The following is a 19316-nucleotide window of genomic DNA, read 5'->3' as shown; positions in this document are numbered from 1 at the left end:
GCTTCGTCCGATCTCGCCGCCGCTGCCGCCATCCGGCCTTCGCGCACGCGCCGCCTCATCTCGCGCGGGGATCTTCGCGAGGTTCCTACCTGCGCGCGCCTAGTCGACGATCGGGATCGCCTTCGCCTCCATCGGACGCAGCGCGTGGCTTCCCGTCTCCAGGTACGAGCCGTCCGCCCGCCTGACCTTGAGCTCTGCCGTCGCCGGGGACGAGAACAGATTCATCGCGAACAGCATCCGGCGCTTCCCGTCGGTCCGCAGCGACGTCCACACGTTCGGGTTGTCGCAGCGCACGACCGACGGCTCGCAGCCCAGCTCCCGCAGCGCGAAGTCCAGCATCCGCAGATGGACGTGCTTGTCGAATCGCCACTGCAGCCCGAGCCAAAGCACGCGCCCGCCGCCCGCGTATTGCTTTATCCAGCCGACCGTCCTGCCGCTGACCCGCTCCCCCGGCGATCGGGGACGCCCCCGCCGGCATGCCCTTGGCCGCCCAGAGGCCGCCGTTGACGTGAATCGAAGCCGCGGGGCCGGCTTGTACGTCCGGATACGATACCTTAAGCCGCTCGCACGACGCTCCTTCGAGAAAATCCGCGAGGATCGTACAAGGATTGAAATACTCGTCCTTGTCGGGCAGCACCGGCGCCAGAAGCAGGCGCCCGCCGTTCTCGACGAACCGGACGAGACGGCGCTGCACGTCCGCCGCCATGTTCTCCGAGGATGCGACGAGCAGCGGCAGGTCGGTCCGCCCGAGCATGGCGTCCGTGTTCAGATCGAGCGTTCCGGGGGAATAAGAGGCGCATAGCGACGTGATCGCGAGCCCCTTGGAGAGGAACGCCCAGGCGTCCGCGCTGCCGAAGCCCTCCAGGTCCGCCGCATAATATTTGCTGCGGGGCAGCTCGCGGTCGAGTCCCAGGCGGAAGTCGCAGACCCGATCCGCCTCCGCCAGCCAGCCGTTCGTCCTCAGAAAATCCCCGAATGCCTTCAGCGCGACGTAGTGCGGGCGAATCTCGCCGTCCGGGCCGATCGGCGCCCGATAGTCGTATACGTCTCCGTCGCCGCCGATGCCGGCCGGATTGGCCCCGCCGGTAAATACATAATAGTTGAGACCCTTCATGCCGAACGCCAGGTTGGTCATGTAGCAGCAGCTCAGGTCCTCCGGCTGGATCGGCGGCCAGTCCGCCGCGCTGCCCGCGGGCAGCTCGTATACCGTCGGCGGAAAGCCCATATGGCGGAGGCTCTCGAGCGACAGCAACGCGCCGAGCGCGTATTTGGGCGTCGGGTTGTTCGCGTTCCAGTCCATGTTCAGATTGTAATAATGATCCGAGCCCAGCACGAAGCCCGCTCCGAGCGCCCGAACGGTCTCGTAGTGATAGGCGTTGGAGCCCGGATTCGCCGAATTGTGCACGAGGTCGCAGTCGATGCCCGCCTCCCGCATCCAGCCCGCGAGCGTGACCGCGTACTCGGCGACGCTGCCGAAGTAAAAGTCCTGATAGTCCTTCACGCTGCGCCTGTCCCCGTACGTTCCGATCAAGGCGGCGTCCGCCGGGCGCACGTCCGCCAGACTGGCGAACCGCGAGCCGTAGGCCGCGTTCAGCGCGCCGACCTCCCCCGTAGCGTTCGCGGAGGAATCTCGGATACCGGCCGTCTTCCCGGCCGAAGCCCATCGTCTCCGGGTGATAATCCCAGCCGCCGAACCATTCGTGTATGCCGGTCAGCTCGTTGTCGAACTGCACGAAGGCGATCGGTCCGCCGCGGCTGACCGTATGGCGGGCCAGAATCGGACAGACCGCCTCGTACCAGGCCCGTACCTTGCTCAAAAACAGCGGATGCAAATAAGAGACGGAATCCTTCGTCATCGTCTCTCCCGCGATGTTCCGCGCCAGCAGTTCGGGGTAGCCCTCGCACAGCCATCCCGGCAAGCCGCAATACTTCATTTCGGAATATTGATAAGGTCCCGGACGCGCAATGACGCGAAGCTCCAGCTCGCGGCACAGCGTCAGGAAGCCTTCCAGGTCTCGTTCTGGCGTATCGCCGAAGCGGATGTCCCCTTCCTCCGGCTCGTGCAAAATCCACGGCACATAAGTGGCCGCGCAATTGCCGCCGGCTTCCTTGAGACGGATCAGCCGCTCTCTCCAATCCTCCCGGGGCACGCGAAAATAATGAAACTCGCCAGACACGAGAAATGCGGGCTTGCCGTCGATCACGTAACGCTCCGCATTCCATTCGATAGTTTGCAGCAAAGCCGTCCACTCCCTCCGATCTTCCTCGCCCCATTATGGAGGGAGCGACGGGCCGCGGACATGAACTTATCTACGAAATTTGGACTTGACCGCCCATACGCCGGCATGAACAAATCCGCTCGCTCCGGGCGTCGCTGCGTCTCGGTCGTCCCATGTAGGAACAAATCCGCTCGAGCCGGGGGGCGCTGCTTCACGGTAGTCCTATGTAGGAACAAATCCGTTCGGGACGGGTGGCGCTGCGTCTCGGTCGTCCCATGTAGGAACAAATCCGCTCGGGACGGGTGGCGCTGCTTCACGGCAGTCCTATGTAGGAACAAATCCGCTCGCTCCGGGCGTCGCTGCGTCTCGGTCGTCCCATGTAGGAACAAATCCGCTCGCTCCGGGTGGCGCTGCGTCTCGGTCGTCCCATGTAGGAACAAATCCGCTCGGGACGGGCGTCGCTGTGTCTCGGTCGCTCGAGCCGGGTGGCGCCGCGTCTCGGTCGTACCATGTAGGAACAAATCCACTTGGGACGGGTGGCGCTGCTTCACGGCAGTCCTATGTAGGAACAAATCCGATCGGGACGGGTGGCGCTGCTTCACGGCAGTCCTATGTAGGAACAAATCCGCTCGGGACGGGTGGCGCTGCATCTCGGCAGTCCCATGTAGGAACAAATCCGCTCGGGACGGGCGTCGCTGCTTCACGGTAGTCCCATGTAGGAATAAATCCGCTCGAGACGGGTGGCGCTACGTCTCGGCAGTCCCATGTAGGAACAAATCCGCTCGGGACGGGTGGCGCTGCGTCTCGGTCGTCCCATGTAGGAACAAATTCGCTCGGGACGGGTGGCGCTACGTCTCGGCAGTCCCATGTAGGAACAAATCCGCTCGGGCCAAGCGTCGCTGCGTCTCGGCAGTCCCATGTAGGAACAAATCCGCTCGGGCCGGGTCGCGCTGCGTCTCGGTCGTCCCATGTAGGAACAAGTCCGCTCGGGACGGGCGTCGCTGCGTCTCGGTCGTCCCATGTTGGAACAAATCCGCTCGGGACGGGTGGCGCTGCGTCTTTTTTAGCCTGGATCTGGGTAAATAACGACTCTCCAGTCCGAAATGATCGCAATTGCATCTGTGTCCGGTATCTTCGCTCGGCTTGCCTTCGGTTAGTCCCGCAGTCCTCATTTGCATCTCACGCTTACCTTGCCGCTTAACGTCATCGTTACCTGGTCGGTACTGCGGCATATTACGGGCCAAGAGGCGCTGTTCAGCGTTACTTGTCGGGACTGCGGCGCATTCCGGGCCGATGAGGCGCTGTTCAGCGTTACCTGGTCGGTACTGCGGCATATTACGGGCCAAGAGGCGCTGTACAGCGTTACTTGTCGGGACTGCGGCGTATTTCGGGCAAAGAGGCACTGTTCAGCGTTACCTGGTCGGGACTGCGGCGCATTCCGGGCCCATGAGGCGCTGTACAGCGTTACTTGTCGGGACTGCGGCGTATTCCGGTAAAAAAAAGAGCCGTCTCCCGGCCAATTTAAGGCCTTAGAGACAGCTCTCTTGGTTGTCCGCAACTACAGCTCCACCGTCATGCCGCCGTCGGCGACCAGCGTGGCGCCGGTCATGAACGAATTGTCGGGACTGGCCGCGAACATGACGACGGACGCGATCTCCTCCGGCTGTCCGACGCGGCCGATCGGCTGCGACTCGTCCCACTGCTTCATGATCTCGTCCCGCGGCGTATCGAGATTTTTGACGCTGCTCTCGAGCATCGGCGTCCGCACCGCGCCCGGCAGCACCGTGTTGGCGCGGATGTTCTGCTTCGCGAAGTCGAGCGCGATCGCCCGCGTGAGCCCGGCGATGCCCGCCTTCGACGCCGCATAGGCGGAGTAGCCGTCCAGCGTCGCGAGCGCATGAACCGAGCTGACGTTGACGATGACGCCGCCGCCCTGCTCCAGCATGACCGGAACGACGCCCCGGCAGAACAGGAAGACCGACGTGAGATTGTTCGTAATGACGCCGTTCCACTGGTCCAGGCTCATATCGGTCAGCCGGACCTGCGGGCATACCGCCGCGTTGTTGACCATGACGTCGATCCGGCCGAACGCGTCCCGCGCGTCGCGAATGACCCGCGTCACGTCCGCCTCGGACGAGACGTCTGCGGCCATCGCGACCGCGCGTCCGCCCGCTGCCGCGATCTCGTCGGCCACGTCCCGCACCTTCGACAGCGTGCGGCCGACCGCGACGACCGATGCGCCGGCGCCCGCGAACCGCATCGCGACCGCGCGGCCGATGCCGCCTCCGCCGCCGGTGACGATCACGACTTTATTTTCCCAACTCATCGCCGCACCTCTTCGCTCATCGGATTCGCTCGGATACGAACGTATTGCGCAGCGTGCCGATTCCTTCGACCGTCGCCTCGACGACGTCGCCCGGCTTCAGCCACACCTGCGGCTTCTTCCCCATGCCGACGCCCGGCGGCGTCCCCGTGCTGATGATGTCTCCCGGCCGGAGCGTCATCGTGTTCGAGAGAAAAGAAACGAGATAAGGGACGTCGAAAATCAGTTCCTTCGTGTTCGAGTCCTGCATCGTCGCGCCGTTCAGCTTGAGCGAGATACCGAGCTTGCCCGGATCCGCGATCTCGTCGGCGGTCACGATCCACGGCCCCGTCGGCGCGAAGCCGTCGATCGCCTTGCCGCGCGTCCATTGGGGCTCGTTCAGCTGGATATCCCGCGCGCTCACATCGTTCAGCACCGTGTAGCCGAACACATAATCCATGGCCGATTCAAGCGGTACGCGCTTGGCCGTCTTGCCGATAACGACCGCCAGCTCTGCCTCGTAATCGCACTGCGTCACTTCGACCGGTATGGCCACCTCGTCCTCGTGTCCCGTCAGGCAGTTGTTGTATTTGGGAAACAGGACCGGCACCTTGGGCACCTGCATGTTGGACTCGATCACGTGGTCGTGATAGTTCAGTCCGATGCAGACGATCTTCTCCGGATCGGTGAGCGGCGACAGCAGCTTCACGTCGGACAGCCGGTAAGCGGCCCCTTGCGCCAATGCCTCCACGTCTCCCGCCTCAATGGCGTCCCGCATCGTCCCCTTCACGTTTAAAGCGACGACCTCGTCTTCTCCCTTAAGTACGCCTACCTGAAGCTTCCGCGCTTCATCCTGCCTGTCGTAAAACTGCACGAGCTTCATCCAAGCTGCGCCTCCTGTTCTATCGTTAGAAAAATCTTCGCGATCTTGCCCGGCCCGCCGATCAGCTTCTCGAAGGCGGCGCCGCCTTCGGCAAGCGAAGTCGTCTCCGTCCAGGGCAGCAGGTTGATCCGCCCCTGCCCGATCCAGCGCAGCGCCGTCTCGAAGTCGTCGCGCGAGTAAGCGAACGCGCCCTTCGTGCCGATCTCGGCGCGGATCATGTCGTTCACCGGCAGCCGGCTGTCCGCTTCGTGCAGGCCGGTGAAGACGACCGTCCCGCCCGGCCGCGCGGCAGCCGCGCTCCGCTGCCGCGTCGCCTCCGCGCCGACGGCGTCGATGACCGCGTCGAAGCCTTCGCCGATCCCGCCCGGCAGGTCGTCCAGGCTCGTCACCGCGATGCCGCCGAGCTCGCGGGCGATCTCGAGCCGCGACGCGTTCAGATCGACGACGACCGCATCGCGGACGCCGTAAGCGGCTGCCGCCTGAAGCGCGAACAGTCCGATCGGACCCGCGCCATAGATAAGCAGCCGGTCCGTCGGCGCCAGCGCGAGCAGGCGGCAGACGTGGATCGCGCACGCGTACGGCTCGGCCAGCGCGCCCTCCGCGAACGAGACATGGTCGTCCAGCCGGTATACGTTCCGCGCCGGCACCGCCGCGAACTCCGCGAACGCGCCCGGCCGGTGCGCCCCGAGCAGCTTGCGCGCGCCGCACAGCTGCGACGCCCCGTTCAGGCAATACCGGCATTCGCCGCAGGTGACGAGCGGATTCGCCGTCACCCGATCGCCGACCTGGAAGCCGGCCGCCCGCTCGCCGACCTGCGCGATCGTGCCCGCAAACTCGTGCCCCATGATCAGCGGCGGCTTGCGCAGCGAATTGTGCCCGAGATACCCGCCCAGCTCGGAGCCGCAAATGCCCGCGTGCGACACGCGCACGAGCACCTCGTCCGGCTGCAGCGCCGGCAGCGGGACTTCCCTCACGTTCATCGTGCGCGGTCCTTCATAGACTAACGCCTTCATGCCTGTTCCCTCCTCACGATTCGACCGGCTCCCGCTTCTCCCAGCCTTGCTTGAACAGCGGCAGCCAGTGACCCGGCGCGTACGGATACTTGGCCGCTTCCTCCAGATTGAACTCGACGCCGAGGCCCGGCCGTTCCGGCGGCTGGAGGTACCCGTTCACGACCTTGAACGGCGGAGTGAAAATATCCTGCGCCCACGAATGGTTGAAATCGTCGAAAATCTCGTGAATGAAGAAGTTCGGCGTCGCCATGTTGAGATGCGAGCAGACGATCGAGCAGATCGGCCCCTGGGCGCTGTGCGGCGCGGTGACGCCGTTGTGCGCGTGGACCATGCCGGCGATCTGTTTCGAGGCGGTCAAGCCGAGGAACTGCGGCTCAAGCTGAATAATGTGTACGGCATCGTGCTTCAACAGCTCGGCGAACTGCTCGCGGTTGTAGTAGTCTTCGCCGCAGGCGATCGGTACCGGGCTGCGCTTCGCCACTTCGACGACCGACGAGACGCGGGACGGCGGCACCGGCGCTTCGAACCAGGTCGGGCTATAGGGCGCCATCGCTTCGGCGAACTGAAGGGCGGTATGCACGCTGAACCGGTTGTGCCCCTCGATCAGGATGTCGACGTCCGGTCCGACCGCCTGTCGGACGGCGGCGATGTTGCGGACGGCGTTCGCAAAATCGGCCCGTTCGACGGTCCGCCAGGCCGCGCCGAACGGATCGAACTTCAGCGCCGTATAACCCTTTTCGACGACTTCCTTCGCCTGGCTGTAAAAGCTCTCCTCGTCGTTGCCGCCGCGATACCAGCCGTTCGCGTAGCAGCGGAGCTTGTCGTGGCATCTGCCTCCGAGCAGCTTGTAGATCGGCTGTCCGGTCGCCTTGCCCATGATGTCCCAGCACGCGGTCTCGATCGCCGCCAGCGCGGAGCCCTGCACCTGTCCGCCGTCCGAATAGACGTCCCGGATCAGCTTGAGCGAGATCGTCTCCACATCGAACGGATCCATGCCGAGCACGAGATGCTTCAGCTCGTGGATCGCGGCTTCGACCGTTTTGGCCAGGCCGTTCAGCGTGCCTTCCCCAAGGCCCGTCAAGCCCTCGTCCGTATCCAGTTGCACGAACAGCCAGTTTTTCCACGGGTTCCCCACGATATAAGTGCGCACGTCCGTAATTTTCATGCCGCTTAACCTCCGTCTGAAAAGGATGAGTTAAACGTAGCATGGGCAAGTGAGACGCTCAAGATGTCTCACTTGTATACATCAGCGAATCCGACGTTTCGCGCATTAAAGCACGATCACATCAGAGCATAATCTGCTTCACGAATTCGATGTGGTCGCGAATCAGCCGCTCGCTGAGCGACGGGTCGTCGCCCGCCAGGGCGTCCCGAATGCGGCGATGCTCCGCCAGACTGCCCCACAGCCGGCTCTTGTTTTTGTAAAACGTCGTGCGAACGGCCATCAGAAACTTGTCCTGAATACGCGACATCGCGTCCGCGTATTCTTCGTTGGCCAGCCCGGCGATGATCGCTTCGTGGAACTGCCGGTCCAGCTCGACGTAGCCGACGATATCCTCGCGCTCCGCCGCCTCCGCCTGCTTGTCCAGATTTTCGTCCAGCCTGCCGAAAAAAGCCCGGTCCATGCGACCCGTCAGCCTGCCGACCGCGAACGTCTCGAGCGACAGCCGCAGCTCGTAGATGTCCATGATCTTCTTGAGCGAAATCTCCTGCACGACGAAGCCCTGGCTCGGCATCAGCTTCACCAGCCCCATCATCTCCAGCCGGTCGAGCGCCGACCGAATCGGCGTCTTGCTCATCTGCAGCGTCTCGCTGAGCCGCCGCTCCGACAGAAACGTGCCGCCGCCCCATTCCCCCTGAACGATTCGCTCCTTGATTTGCCGAAATGCCGCGTCCCTTAACGTCGTACCGATCTCGGGCATCGTCTCTCGACCTTCCTTTCCGCTTGCGCTTGTTCTATGATTATCATACTTCATTCATCGAAGCTAGCGAGAGAGAAGGACTTCGTATGGGCAAACCGACCCTGCGTCAACAAGCTTACGCCCGCATTCTGGAGATGATCGAAACCGGAGAATGCCCGATGGGCTCGGTCACCTCGGAGGTTCAGCTCGGGCGCCGGCTCGACATGAGCCGTACGCCGGTTCGCGCCGCGCTGCAGCAACTCGAGCTGGAAGGCTACGTGCGGATCGCCTCCAAGCACGGTGTGCTGATCCTCGACTCCTCGTCGCAGCGCGTCGGGGATCTTCTCGAGCTGATCGCCGCCATGGCATTGTTCGCCGTATGCGCCGCGCCCCCCTGCCGGACAAGACGCGCTGCGGGCGTGGTCGCGCGGCATGTCGGATACGTACCGCGCCTTGAGCGGCGGCGGCGAGCCGGAGGACTGCGGCGCCTTGGCCGCGTTCGAATACGAGCTCCTGAGCGGGCTGATCCTGGGCTGCAACAATAGCGAGATGGCCAAAGCTTTTCAAACGTACGCGTCGCGCCTGTTCTGGCATCGCAACGTCCGACGGTGGCAGGCGCCTCATGCCGGCCGGACCCGCGCGCAGGTCGCGAAGCTGATCGAGGCGGTCGCCGCCGGTCCAGAGTCGTTCCGGGCGGCGCTGTTCGACTACCTGCATACGCTCAAGCTGACGTGGCGGTAGCGCGTTCGCCGCGCCGTTCGCGCGATGCGGCCGGGCGATTCTTTTTTCAAAACACGCTTATTGCGGCTTGAGCGACGCGCGGCTCGCGTGGTAAGTTAAGCGCATGCATTCATTTGTTCATGGAGGTTGGAGACGATGACCGCTGATGCGAAAATAAAGGTCGAGCTGGCCAGCGACGCGCAAGCCCCGTTGGGCGAAGGCCCCGTATGGGACGCCCGCGACGGAAAACTTTACTGGGTCGACATTCTGTCCCACCGCGTACATATCCATCATCCGCAGGAGCCCGCCGAAGACGCCGCGATCGAACTTGCGCCCCATGTCAGCGCCATCGTGCCGCGGCGTTCGGGCGGGTTCGCGCTGACGCTGCAGGACGGCTTCTACGTCTGCGATTCGGCCGGCGGCGGGCTGACGCGTCTTGCGGAGGTCGAAGCGTCCGTGCCCGGCAACCGGTTCAACGACGGCAAATGCGATCCCGCCGGGCGCTTCGTGGCGGGCACGATGTCGATGAACGACGAGCCCGGCCGCGGCGCGCTGTACAGCCTGGACGCCGGACATGCCGTCGAGACGCTCGTCCAGGACGTCAGCATCTCGAATGGACTGGCCTGGTCCGGCGACGGCGCCACGATGTACTATATCGACACGCCGACGCAGCGCGTGGTCGCCTTCGATTACGACACGGCGACGGGCGCCGTCGCGAATCGCCGCGTCGTCGTCGAGATGCCGACGGACGAGGGCTCGCCCGACGGCATGACCATCGACGCCGAGGGCATGCTGTGGATCGCCCATTGGGGCGGCTGGCAGGTGTCCCGATGGAATCCGGCGACCGGAGAGAAGCTGCTGTCCGTGCCGGTGCCCGCCTCGCAGGTGACCTCCTGCGCGTTCGGCGGCGAGCGGCTGGACCGGCTGTACATCACGACGGCACGCGTCGGCCTCGGCGAAACCGAGCTGGCGGCGCAGCCGCACGCGGGCGGCCTCTTCTGCGCCGATGTCGGCGTGCGGGGGCTGCCGACTGCGGAGTATGGCGGCTGAGCCGGGCAGGAGGAAGACGCTGTGAGCCGGCCGCCGTCATCGGCGACCGGCGCGCCACGCCTGCCGCGCCCTGCCGTGCCGCTCCCCACGATGCCGACGCCTCGTTCGCCACGCCTCTGACACCGTCATGCACATTTTCTGTGCATCATCGCGCCAGCCGCCGATACTAGCCACACCGCTGCCGCCACCATGCACATTTTCTGTGCATCATCGCGCCCGCCGACGCTACTTGCCACACTACTGCCGCCACCATGCACATTTTTTGTGCATCATCGCGCCCGCCGCCGATACTAGCCACACCACTGCCGCCACCATGCACATTTTCTGTGCATCATCGCTCCCGCCTCCGCTACTTGCCACACCACTGCCGCCACCATGCACATTTTTTGTGCATCATCGTGCCCGCCTCCGCTACTTGCCACACCACTGCCGCCACCATGCACATTTTTTGTGCATCATCGCGCCCGCCTCCGCTACTTGCCACACCGCTGCCGCCACCATGCACATTTTTTTGTGCATCATCGTGCCCGCCTCCGCTACTTGCCACACCGCTGCCGCCACCATGCACATTTTTTGTGCATGGATAGACGCCATGGCGCGCATAAACCCCTCTGAGCCCGCCCCGCAAGCGCGACAAAGAAGCCGCCCCGCAGCCCCTAACGGGCATGCGAGACGGCTTCTTTATTCATTTCGGCTCAAGCTGCCTCTTAAGGCAGCGCCTGCAGCTTCGGCTCCCCCCAGAACGCCCAATCGTAGCCGTAATCGCCCAGCGAGTCGGTGATCAGCGTAATGACGACGGTCTTGCCGGCGTAGGCGGAAAGCGAGACGCTGAACGGCGTCCATGCGCCGCCGGGCTGCAGATCGTCGGACCACAGCTCGCTGCCGTTCACGGCGACGCGGAAGCCGACGCCCTGCGAATCCTCCGCGCCGTCCTTGATGCCCGCGAACCCGGTCAGCTTCGCGCCGCCCGCAGGCAGCGTCACGACGTATTCGACGCGGGTCTGTCCATGCTGCGGCGGATGCGCGTCAAGCCCCTGCTTCTGCACGCCCAGCACGGTGCCGGTGCCGACCTTGCCGCCGAACGGATCCTGCGGCGGCGCCGTCGTCCCGTCCTCGAACTGCAGGCTCGAATCGAGCGGCTGCGCGGACAGCGACAGCGGCAACGTCACGGCACCGCCCGTGCTGTAGATCAGATACACTTGATCGGTCGCAGGCGCCGTGACCTTGTAGCGGTTCGCGCCAAGCGACGTATACGTCGCCAGCCCGGACGCCGAAGCCACCGACGCAAGCGGCCGCGGGCTGACGAGCGTCAGGTCCACGCTGCGAGCTGCGCCGGCCTGCGCCAGCGCGATATGCGGCGCCACCCAGACTGCGGAGTCGTTGTCGACCGTCGTGCCGGGGTGCGTCTCCATGCGGACCGTGACCTCCTTGCCCTTGAACGACGACAGATCCAGCGATACCGGCGTCGGCGTTGCGCTGTGGCTGAACTGCTCCTTGCTCAGCACCGGACGCGTTGCGGCGGGCGCCGCCTTTTCCCAGGCATACACCTTAAACGTCACGCCGTCGCTGCTCGCCACGTTCACCTCCGAGCCGAGCTGGACGCCCGTCTCGAACGTCGGCGTGCGGTCCGCCGGCAGCGTCACGTCGAACTCCAGCCACGTATGGCCGCCCTGCCACGTTCCCGAATACGGCGGATGCGCGAGGATGCGGTCGCCCCAGTGCTGCACGGTCCCGCCCTGCGCGAACGAATACGAGAATCCGCCGATCGAGGAGAATGCCGCAGCCGTCTGGTGCACGGTACCGTCGGCGAGCTTCTCGCCCGCGCGAATCGGACCGGCGTAATTCATGAAGTCGACGGCCCCCGGCTGCTGCTGATCCTGCAGGGACAGCACCGTATGATTCGTATGGACGGCCACCGACTTCATCGCGACGTCCGCCGGCATCCCGTCGATGTGGAATGCGGTCTGGTCGCGCGGCAGATCAAGATACAGATACGTCTTGGCGGGGTTCAGGCCGAACAGCTTGGCGCTGTCATACAGATACCAGCCCGGAATCCGTCCGGGCAGCGTCACGCTGTCCGAGCCGTACAAGTACCGCAGCACGCCGACATCCCCGCCCGAGCTCCCGGCCCCGTATGCGGTCAGCTTTTCTCCATAGGCATCCCGCTCGTACTTGGCCGACTTCCCGCTTGCCGTCTTGAAGGCGAACAGCGCATTGGCATCCCACTGGCCGAAGTCGAGCTGCGGCTTGTTGTCCTGGTACCAGCGCGCCTCCGCGAACAGCTGCGCCATCAGCGGCGACGGGTTCGCGACTTGCGCGTAGGTCGGCCTGGTCAGCATCGGAACGGCGCCGAGCCGGTTCTGGACGACCTTGTGCCAGGCGATGAAATAGTCCTCGGTCAGCGGATTCGCATGATCGGGGTGTCCGTAGATGGTCGTATAAGGCGCGAAGATGGCCGAGCTCGCCGGCACGACCTGATCGATCTTGCTGTCGTCCCAGGTCCCGGTCTGCGCAAAAATGCCGTACGCATGCCGCTGCGCGAACGACTCGTACCGGGTCGTAATCTCGTTGAGACTCTCCCCGCCAAGCGCGACGTTAGCCGGCAACTGCTCGCGCAGCTCGCGGTGCAGCGCAATGTTGCCTTGCAGCATATTGCGTCCGTCGATCGTGCCGTTGGCATCGTTGTACATGAGCAGCGACTGGTCGAGATGAATGCCGTCGGGATGAAGCGACTGGACGAGCTGCGCCATTTTGCCGACAAAAAGCGTCCGCCACGCCTGCGAAGCCGGATTGATCTGCGCAAACTTGATATGGCTCGAGCCCGCGGTGTATTCGGAGAAAACGGGCTGCAGCGAGAATGGATCCTTGACCTGATAAGGCTGCATCGACGCAAAGGCCGGATTGTTCGGGTCGACGCCGAAAATATTGACGTACAGCATGACCTTGAAGCCGAGCGCTTGCGCCGCCTGGATCTTGGCCGCGATATCGGCCTTCGGCGTATAGTCCGGGAAGTCGACGTCGTACGGATCCTCGCGCCAGCCGGGCACGACGAGCAGCGTCTGCGACGGCTCCACTTCCTGCGCTAGCGTGTTCAGCGTCTGCGCGTCCTCGAGATCCGTCAGCACGGTGAACTGCACGTCTTTGGCCCATGCCGGCTGCAGCTTCGACAGCTTGGACAGGTCGAACTTTTTGTCCGCCCACGTCCGGTACAGCGTCGCCCCGTTCACCCAGTCTCCCGTATAGGCCTTCAGCCGCCAGCCGGTAGAGACGGCCTTGCGCACCTGGGCGAACGGCGCGGGGGCGTATGTCTCCACGCCGACGTAAAAGTTGCCGTTCTCATGCTTTACGTGGAGCGACTTGAAAAACCGGGCGTCGTCGTCCCCATGGACGAGCATACCGCCGCCGCTGCCCTGGATGATAAACATCTGCGCTTCCCAGATATTCGGATAATCGAACTGCTGGAAGCCGTACGCCGCGTCCGGCGATTCGGCCGTCAGCCGGATGCCGCCCAGCACCGGAAGGATCAGGTCGTACGTATCGGGTACGACCAGTCCCCACTGGACGCCCGAGATGCCGCCCGTCTGCGTATCGGCGTTCTGGCTGACCGTGAGCGTGCCGTCGTACTTGGCCGCCACGGTCGTCTCGAGCTCGGCCAGGCTCTGGCCGCTACCCCACGTCTGCGCGTAGGTCGTATGTCCCTTCTTGACGGTCGCGGCGGAGACCGCCGTGTCGTTCCACAAGCCGTTGCCGCCGCCCAGCGTCCGGTGCCGGATGCCGGTCAGCGCCGTGCCGCTTCCCTTGGCCAGCGTCGCCGTGCCGTAGGTAAAATTCAGCGCGCCCGTCGAGGCGTTCAAGGTCACGGAAGGACCGTCGGCCGCGGCCGGACCGCCGCCCGCGAGCGCGCCTCCCCAAACCATGACGGCGGCAAGCCCCGTCATCATCGTCTTTCTCCATTTCCCGCGCCAACTCGCGTTCATCGTCGCATCCCCTTCCGATATTTGCTTTCCGAGCCTTACGGTTCAAGCAATACGGCTTCGAAGCTTGCGCTGCCTTCGCTCACGAACAGCCCCCATCCCCCCCTCTCGATGGTCATACAGCCGCGCGCTCATCGCGACCGTGTCGTCCACGTACACCTCGCAAACCGTGCCGTCGATCACGATGTCGAGCCGGCAGGCGACGCCCGGCGTCAACGCGACGGGACGCTCGAGACCGACCTCGAAGGGAACGTCTCCCTTTCTCGGCCAGCGGTCGAAGACAAGGCGCTGCCGCCCGGGCTCGAGGCGGATCATGTAGCCACAGTCGAGCGCCTCGTCCGTCCGCAGCAGCACGCCGCAACCGCGCGTGTCGTCCCCGAAGGTCACGTTCACCGACAGCCGGCACCGGGACGGCAGCCATGCCGCGGCGGCAGCCGCGAACGAGTCCGGCGCTTCGGCGGCCGCCGTGCATGCACCTGCAGCTTCACCGCTCTCGCCGGCATCCGTCGCTCGAATCGATGTCGTCGCACTCGCGCCCCCCGCTTCCCCCTTCAATCCGCCACCTGCTCACGACCTCGCGCAGCGCAATCTCCCCCCGCCGCGACATCGCCGCCCGCACGGTCTCCGGCATCCGCACCGTCAGCGAGCCGTCGGCCTGCTGCACGATTTCGTGCACGACCAGGTTGCCGCCCCACTGCCACGTGCCTTCGTCGTGCTCGCCCTCCCGCGTCGGGTTCCAGCCGAAGGCGTAGCGCCGCTCGCCGTCGGTCCACGTTTTCGCCGCATAGAACGCCCGGTTGTCGAACGTGTCGTTGTCCGGCGCCAGCCAGGGTCCCGCCAGCGACTTGCTCATCCGGTAGTGCGTGACGGTGCGATCCGAGAACGTCGAGTACACGAGATACCACCAGTCCCCCATCCGGAACAGATCCGGGCATTCGTGCGTCGTGTACAGCGACGGCGCCCAGAACGGCTCGCGCACCTCCCAGCGCTTCAGATCCTTCGAGGCGCACAGCGCGACGCAGCCCCGCCTCCGGCTCGGTCCCTCCTTGAGCCGCGCAGCCAGCAGCATCCAGTACTCCCCGGCCTCCTCGTTCCAGAAGACGAACGGGTCGCGCCAGTCATGCTGCTCGTAGCGGTCGGCGGGCGCATAGAAGGTGTCCTCCGGATGTTTGGTCCAGTGAAGCAGGTCGGCGCTCGTCGCATGCATGACCGCCTGCTGGAGCTTGCCCTGGGCGGGGTAGTGGAAGTTGTTGCCCGTATAAAAAATGTGATAGAGCCCGCCGACCTTCAGGATGCAGCCGGTATAAATGTACAGATCCTGCTCCGACACGCCGCCTCTTTGCAGCACCTCGCCGTATTCGGCATAGTTCACGAAGTCCTTCGTCCCGAGCAGGAACCAGGGCGTACCTTCGCCGAAGTTTTCCTTGTCGCGCCAATCCTTCAGATACAGCAGCTTGAACTCGCCGTCCTCGTAGAACGGGATGACGTCCGCCAACACGCCGTCCGCCGGCCGGTAAAAAAAGTCGCTCATTTACTCCTTCACGCTCCCCAGCACGATGCCTTTGACAAAGTATTTTTGCAAAAACGGATAAGCCAGCAGAATCGGCAGCGCGCCGACGATGATCTGCGCCGCCTTGGAGGTGCGGGTCGAGATCGCCTCCAGCTTGTGCAGATCCTCCTGCTTCACCTGCGAAAAGTCGAAATTGATGATGATCGTCTGCAAGTAGGAAGAGAGCGGATAATGCTCCGGCTTGTTCATCAGGATCAGGCCGTCGAACCAGGCGTTCCAGTGTCCGACGATCGTGAACAGGCCGACGGTGGCGAGGCCCGGCAGCGACAGCGGCACGTAGATGGTCCACAGCGTGCGCAGATGGCCGGCGCCGTCGATGAAGCACGACTCCTCCAGCTCCCTGGGCAGGCCGCGGAAAAAGTTGAGCAGCAAAATGACATTGAAAACGGGGACGGCTCCCGGTATGACAAGCGCCCAGACCGAATCGAGCAGGCCCGTGTACTTGATCGTCATATACCAGGGGACGAGCCCCCCCGGCGAACAGGATCGTGAAGACGAAGATCCAGACGTAAAACGTACGCATCCGAAAGCTGCGGACTTCCTTGGACAGCGGGTACGCGATCGTGATCGTCAGCAGCATGTTGATGGCGGTGCCGAGCAGCACCCGCTCGAGCGTGATGACGAAGGATCGCATGAACTCGGGCCTGCTGATGATGAAGTCGTACGATTTAAGCGAAAAATCGACCGGCCAGAACGTGACCTGCCCGGCGGTGACCGCCGCGCTCTCGCTGAACGACACCGCGAGGACGTGGACGAGCGGCAGAAAGCACAGGATGGCGAGCAAGCTTAAAAACGCGGCGTTCGCGACGAGAAACAGCCGTCTGGCCGGGGAAACGTGATGCAAGCGGAATCTCTCCTTTCTCTAGAAAATGCGATAGTTCGCCAGCCGGTAGGCCAGCCAGTAGGAGACCGATATAAGCAAAAAGGACACGACGGACTTGAAAAGCCCGACGGCCGTCGCCACGCCGTACTGCGCGTCGTTGAACGCGATCCGGTAGATCATCGTGTCGAGGATGTCTCCGCTCTCGTATACGAGCGGGTTGGCCAGGTTGAACACCTGGTCGAAGCCGGCGTTCAGCACGTTGCCGAGGCTCAGCGTCACCATGAGCACGATGATCGGCATCATGCCGGGCAGCGTAATATGGCGCGTCTGCTTCCAGCGTCCGGCCCCGTCCATGACCGCCGCCTCGTACAGCGTCGGATTCACGCTCGTGATCGCGGCCAGGTAGACGATCGTGCTGAAGCCGAACTCCTTCCAGACGTCGGAGATAATCAGCACGGCCGGGAACCAGCGGTTGTCCGCCAGGAAAAAGATCGGCTCGATGCCGAGCTTGCCCAGCATGGCGTTCACGATGCCCTCGGACGGCGACAGCAGGTCGATCAGAATGCCCCCCAGAATGACCCAGGAGAGAAAATGGGGCAGGTAAATCAGCGTCTGCACGCCGCGCTTGATGAACGAGCGGGTCACCTCGTTGAGCAGCAGCGCGACCACGATCGGGACGAACAGCCCCGCGATGATTTTCATGCAGGCGATAAACAGCGTGTTCCAGATGACCTGGCCGGTGTTGGGCATATCCAGCACGAACCTGAAGTTGTCCAGCCCGATCCACGGGGAGCCGAACCAGCCGCTGAAGATCGTAAACTTCTGAAACGCGATCACGACGCCCAGCATCGGCACGTAGCTGTAAACGAGCACCAGGACGAGGCCGGGCAGGAGCAGCAGGTGCAAAGGCAATTCCCGCATCCATTTTGCCGCTTTCATTTCGTACTTCACCGCCTTTTTTCCTCATTCGGCGCGATCGGACGCCGTTTCGGGGCATGACGGAAGAAGGGGACGATGGCCAGGACCGTCTCCCCTTCCGCCTGTCTATGCCGCGAGCGTCCGCGCGTTCGTTTCTACTTCTGCGCGCTCAGCCAGTCGTTGATCTCCTTCAGGATCGCCTCGCCGCCGAGCTTGTTCCAGTCCGCGACGAACGTATCGAATTCGTCGACTGGCGCGGCGCCCATGATGATCTTCGTGAACGTCTCCTTCTCCAGCTTGTCGAGCGTCGCCCACTTGTCGGTCATCGTCGGCGTCTGGCCGCCGAACGCGGTCATGAGCAGCCGGTCGCCGGTATAATTGTCCATCGTGGTCACGAAGCCGAAATACTGGTGGGCAACGGCCCAGTTTTCCATATTGCCCGTCTTGAGGTAGTCGACCGTCGGACCGTACTTGTCGGTCTCGGTCAGCGCGTCCTTCAGCAGGCTCTCGTCCTCGGTCTCGATCGCCTTGCGCAGCAGGGTAAGCGACTCGAGCACGCCCTGGTCGGATACGCCGGACTGCACGACCGACAGACGCGACGTATTGATCCGCTCGCCGTTCTCTTCGACGGTAATGAACTGGCCTTCGTTGCGCCGCGAGCCGTGCACGACCTCTTCGTGCAAATTCAGCATCTTGACGGCGGCCTCCGGATGCTTGGCGCCCTTGCGCACGACGACGTAGCCGCTGGCGGAGAAGCCGACGTTCGCCTTGGTCGGGGTACCGTCGACCGAAGGCACGGGGAACGGCATCCAGTCCATGCCCGGATTTTTCTTGACCGCGTCGAGGAACACGTACGGGTTCCAGTTCGCGCCGAACGCCATGCCGAACTTGTTCGCGGCGATATCCTCGGCAACTTTGTTGCCGTCCTTGACGCCGAACTCGCGGTCGAGCTCGCCGGCCTTGTACATCTCCTGCAGCTTGGCCAGCGTCTTTTTCATCTCCGGCTGCGTCGAGCCGTAGACGACCTTGCCCGAGGCGTCCTTGACCCACGTTTGCGGATAGGCGTGGAAGGCGTTGGACAGCCCCGTGATCGAGGTGATCGGGCCGTACAAATAGTTGTTGACCGCCAGGCCGTACGTATCCGGCTTGCCGTTGCCGTCCGGGTCCTGCTTCGTAAACGCTTCTGCGATCTTGAACACGTCGTCCAGCGTCTTGGGCTCGGACAAGTTCAGCTTTTTTGAGCCAATCCGTGCGTATCCAGAGCAAATTAGGCTCGTAGATCGGCGCGTTGACGACCGGGATCGCGAGCAGCTTGCCGTTAAACGTGGCAGACGCCAGCGCCGCGCCCCCGTCGCCGTGCTGCAGCTTCTTGGTGTGATCGGAAGCATACTTCTCGTAGACGTCCGTCAGATCCTCGAGCTGGCCGGCGTCGGCGAGCTGCTTGAGCTGGCTGGCCGAGACGGCGAACAGCTCGGGCAGGCTGCCGGAGGCGATCGAGACGTTCAGCTTGCGGTTGTATTCGCTCGCCAGCGCGGTCCAGTCGTGCACGACCTTGATGCCGAGCAGGTTCTCGTATTCCCGGTACCAGACGTTGTTGTCGATGCTGTCTCCCTTCGGATAGGTCCAGGTCTGGTCGACCGCCCGGGCGATATGAAGCTCGATCGGCGGGTCGTACTTGCCGAACGGGTCGGCCTTCTCCGTCTCGCCCGATGCGGACGCCGGCGCCGTGCCGGATGCCGCGGACGAGCCTGACGCCTTGCCGGACGGCTCCGTGCTTGCCGCGTTTTTGCCCGAGTCGCTGCAGCCGGTCGCCGCGAGCGCGCAAGCCAGGATGCCGCAGACGAGCGCGATGCGTTGGTTCTTTTTCAATCTCGGTTCCCCCCTTAGAGCTCATGAATGAATGCGTCTTGCCTTGCATGAGCTCATTATAGAGCCGGCGCGGA

General features: G+C 63.8%; 17 protein-coding genes and 3 pseudogenes. 5 read left to right on the top strand and 15 right to left on the bottom strand.

Features of this window, described 5'->3' with window-relative positions:
- Positions 1-85: 85 nt before the first annotated feature.
- From OMP40_RS11615 to OMP40_RS11590, 7 genes and pseudogenes are all read right to left on the bottom strand, one after another.
- Positions 86-1531, bottom strand: a complete 1446-nt coding sequence (locus OMP40_RS11615; RefSeq protein WP_277531463.1) for an alpha-amylase family protein — start codon at positions 1529-1531, stop codon at positions 86-88.
- 187 nt (positions 1532-1718) lie between these two features.
- Positions 1719-2204, bottom strand: a pseudogene (locus OMP40_RS41510) (beta-galactosidase); the annotation flags it as partial.
- A 1573-nt stretch (positions 2205-3777) separates the two neighbouring features.
- A complete protein-coding gene (locus OMP40_RS11610; RefSeq protein WP_277531461.1) occupies positions 3778-4545 on the bottom strand; it encodes an SDR family NAD(P)-dependent oxidoreductase in 768 nt (255 codons plus the stop codon).
- A 16-nt stretch (positions 4546-4561) separates the two neighbouring features.
- Positions 4562-5404, bottom strand: coding sequence for a fumarylacetoacetate hydrolase family protein (locus tag OMP40_RS11605; RefSeq protein ID WP_277531460.1), 843 nt, complete (start codon positions 5402-5404; stop codon positions 4562-4564).
- Positions 5401-6417, bottom strand: a complete 1017-nt coding sequence (locus OMP40_RS11600) for a galactitol-1-phosphate 5-dehydrogenase (RefSeq protein ID WP_277531459.1) — start codon at positions 6415-6417, stop codon at positions 5401-5403. Before OMP40_RS11600 ends, OMP40_RS11605 begins: the two co-directional genes overlap by 4 nt.
- 13 nt (positions 6418-6430) lie before the next feature.
- Entirely contained in the window at positions 6431-7582 is a 1152-nt protein-coding gene (locus OMP40_RS11595; protein WP_277531458.1) for a mandelate racemase/muconate lactonizing enzyme family protein, read from the bottom strand.
- A 121-nt stretch (positions 7583-7703) separates the two neighbouring features.
- Positions 7704-8339 carry a GntR family transcriptional regulator gene (locus OMP40_RS11590; protein WP_277531457.1) on the bottom strand — a complete coding sequence of 212 codons (636 nt, stop codon included), beginning with the start codon at positions 8337-8339 and terminating at the stop codon, positions 7704-7706.
- Positions 8340-8425: 86 nt separating this feature from the next.
- On the opposite strand from OMP40_RS11590, the gene OMP40_RS11585 reads away from it, so the two are divergent.
- The 3 genes from OMP40_RS11585 to OMP40_RS11575 all read left to right on the top strand — a co-directional run bounded on the left by OMP40_RS11585 (position 8426) and on the right by OMP40_RS11575 (position 10088).
- Complete coding sequence (locus tag OMP40_RS11585) at positions 8426-8863, top strand: GntR family transcriptional regulator (RefSeq protein ID WP_277531456.1); 438 nt, start codon at positions 8426-8428, stop codon at positions 8861-8863.
- On the top strand, positions 8808-9059 hold the full coding sequence (locus tag OMP40_RS11580) for a hypothetical protein (RefSeq protein ID WP_277531455.1): 252 nt from the start codon (positions 8808-8810) through the stop codon (positions 9057-9059). The genes OMP40_RS11585 and OMP40_RS11580 overlap by 56 nt, the downstream gene beginning before the upstream one ends.
- A 135-nt stretch (positions 9060-9194) precedes the next feature.
- Positions 9195-10088, top strand: coding sequence for an SMP-30/gluconolactonase/LRE family protein (locus OMP40_RS11575; RefSeq protein WP_277531453.1), 894 nt, complete (start codon positions 9195-9197; stop codon positions 10086-10088).
- A 411-nt stretch (positions 10089-10499) separates the two neighbouring features.
- Here the strand turns inward: OMP40_RS11575 and OMP40_RS11570 are convergent, their stop codons facing one another.
- The 8 genes and pseudogenes from OMP40_RS11570 to OMP40_RS41505 all read right to left on the bottom strand — a co-directional run.
- Positions 10500-10691: a hypothetical protein gene (locus OMP40_RS11570; RefSeq protein WP_277531451.1), complete on the bottom strand. Its 192-nt coding sequence runs from the start codon at positions 10689-10691 to the stop codon at positions 10500-10502.
- Positions 10692-10795: 104 nt separating this feature from the next.
- Positions 10796-14065, bottom strand: a complete 3270-nt coding sequence (locus OMP40_RS11565) for a DUF6259 domain-containing protein (protein WP_277531449.1) — start codon at positions 14063-14065, stop codon at positions 10796-10798.
- A gap of 42 nt (positions 14066-14107) precedes the next feature.
- Positions 14108-14617, bottom strand: a complete 510-nt coding sequence (locus OMP40_RS11560) for a GH32 C-terminal domain-containing protein (protein WP_277531448.1) — start codon at positions 14615-14617, stop codon at positions 14108-14110.
- Complete coding sequence (locus tag OMP40_RS11555; RefSeq protein ID WP_277531447.1) at positions 14547-15593, bottom strand: family 43 glycosylhydrolase; 1047 nt, start codon at positions 15591-15593, stop codon at positions 14547-14549. Before OMP40_RS11555 ends, OMP40_RS11560 begins: the two co-directional genes overlap by 71 nt.
- Positions 15594-16476 (bottom strand): annotated as a pseudogene (locus OMP40_RS11550) (carbohydrate ABC transporter permease).
- 18 nt (positions 16477-16494) lie between these two features.
- Positions 16495-17394, bottom strand: coding sequence for an ABC transporter permease (locus OMP40_RS11545; protein WP_277531446.1), 900 nt, complete (start codon positions 17392-17394; stop codon positions 16495-16497).
- Positions 17395-17528: 134 nt separating this feature from the next.
- Positions 17529-18599, bottom strand: a complete 1071-nt coding sequence (locus tag OMP40_RS11540) for a type 2 periplasmic-binding domain-containing protein (RefSeq protein ID WP_277531445.1) — start codon at positions 18597-18599, stop codon at positions 17529-17531.
- Between the two features lie 58 nt (positions 18600-18657).
- Positions 18658-18879: pseudogene (locus OMP40_RS41505) on the bottom strand (extracellular solute-binding protein); the annotation flags it as partial.
- Between OMP40_RS41505 and OMP40_RS11535 the strand changes: the two are divergent.
- Positions 18815-18994, top strand: a complete 180-nt coding sequence (locus OMP40_RS11535) for a hypothetical protein (protein WP_277531443.1) — start codon at positions 18815-18817, stop codon at positions 18992-18994. The pseudogene OMP40_RS41505 and the gene OMP40_RS11535 sit on opposite strands and share 65 nt — an antisense overlap.
- A gap of 54 nt (positions 18995-19048) precedes the next feature.
- A complete protein-coding gene (locus OMP40_RS11530; protein WP_277531441.1) occupies positions 19049-19273 on the top strand; it encodes a hypothetical protein in 225 nt (74 codons plus the stop codon).
- Positions 19274-19316: the final 43 nt, after the last annotated feature.

Origin of the sequence: Cohnella rhizosphaerae (genome assembly GCF_029525575.1) — a bacterium.
GTDB classification, from domain to species: domain Bacteria; phylum Bacillota; class Bacilli; order Paenibacillales; family Paenibacillaceae; genus Cohnella; species Cohnella rhizosphaerae.
Note: the sequence above shows the minus strand (reverse complement) of the source record. Positions and strands in the feature narration are given on the sequence as shown.

Coding starts and splice junctions, on each gene's coding strand:
- OMP40_RS11610 (WP_277531461.1), bottom strand. CDS start 4,545: ATGAGTTGGGAAAATAAAGTCGTGATCGTCACCGGCGGCGGAGGCGGC.
- OMP40_RS11555 (WP_277531447.1), bottom strand. CDS start 15,593: ATGAGCGACTTTTTTTACCGGCCGGCGGACGGCGTGTTGGCGGACGTC.
- OMP40_RS11590 (WP_277531457.1), bottom strand. CDS start 8,339: ATGCCCGAGATCGGTACGACGTTAAGGGACGCGGCATTTCGGCAAATC.
- OMP40_RS11585 (WP_277531456.1), top strand. CDS start 8,426: ATGGGCAAACCGACCCTGCGTCAACAAGCTTACGCCCGCATTCTGGAG.
- OMP40_RS11545 (WP_277531446.1), bottom strand. CDS start 17,394: ATGAAAGCGGCAAAATGGATGCGGGAATTGCCTTTGCACCTGCTGCTC.
- OMP40_RS11570 (WP_277531451.1), bottom strand. CDS start 10,691: ATGCGCGCCATGGCGTCTATCCATGCACAAAAAATGTGCATGGTGGCG.
- OMP40_RS11595 (WP_277531458.1), bottom strand. CDS start 7,582: ATGAAAATTACGGACGTGCGCACTTATATCGTGGGGAACCCGTGGAAA.
- OMP40_RS11605 (WP_277531460.1), bottom strand. CDS start 5,404: ATGAAGCTCGTGCAGTTTTACGACAGGCAGGATGAAGCGCGGAAGCTT.
- OMP40_RS11565 (WP_277531449.1), bottom strand. CDS start 14,065: ATGAACGCGAGTTGGCGCGGGAAATGGAGAAAGACGATGATGACGGGG.
- OMP40_RS11600 (WP_277531459.1), bottom strand. CDS start 6,417: ATGAAGGCGTTAGTCTATGAAGGACCGCGCACGATGAACGTGAGGGAA.
- OMP40_RS11575 (WP_277531453.1), top strand. CDS start 9,195: ATGACCGCTGATGCGAAAATAAAGGTCGAGCTGGCCAGCGACGCGCAA.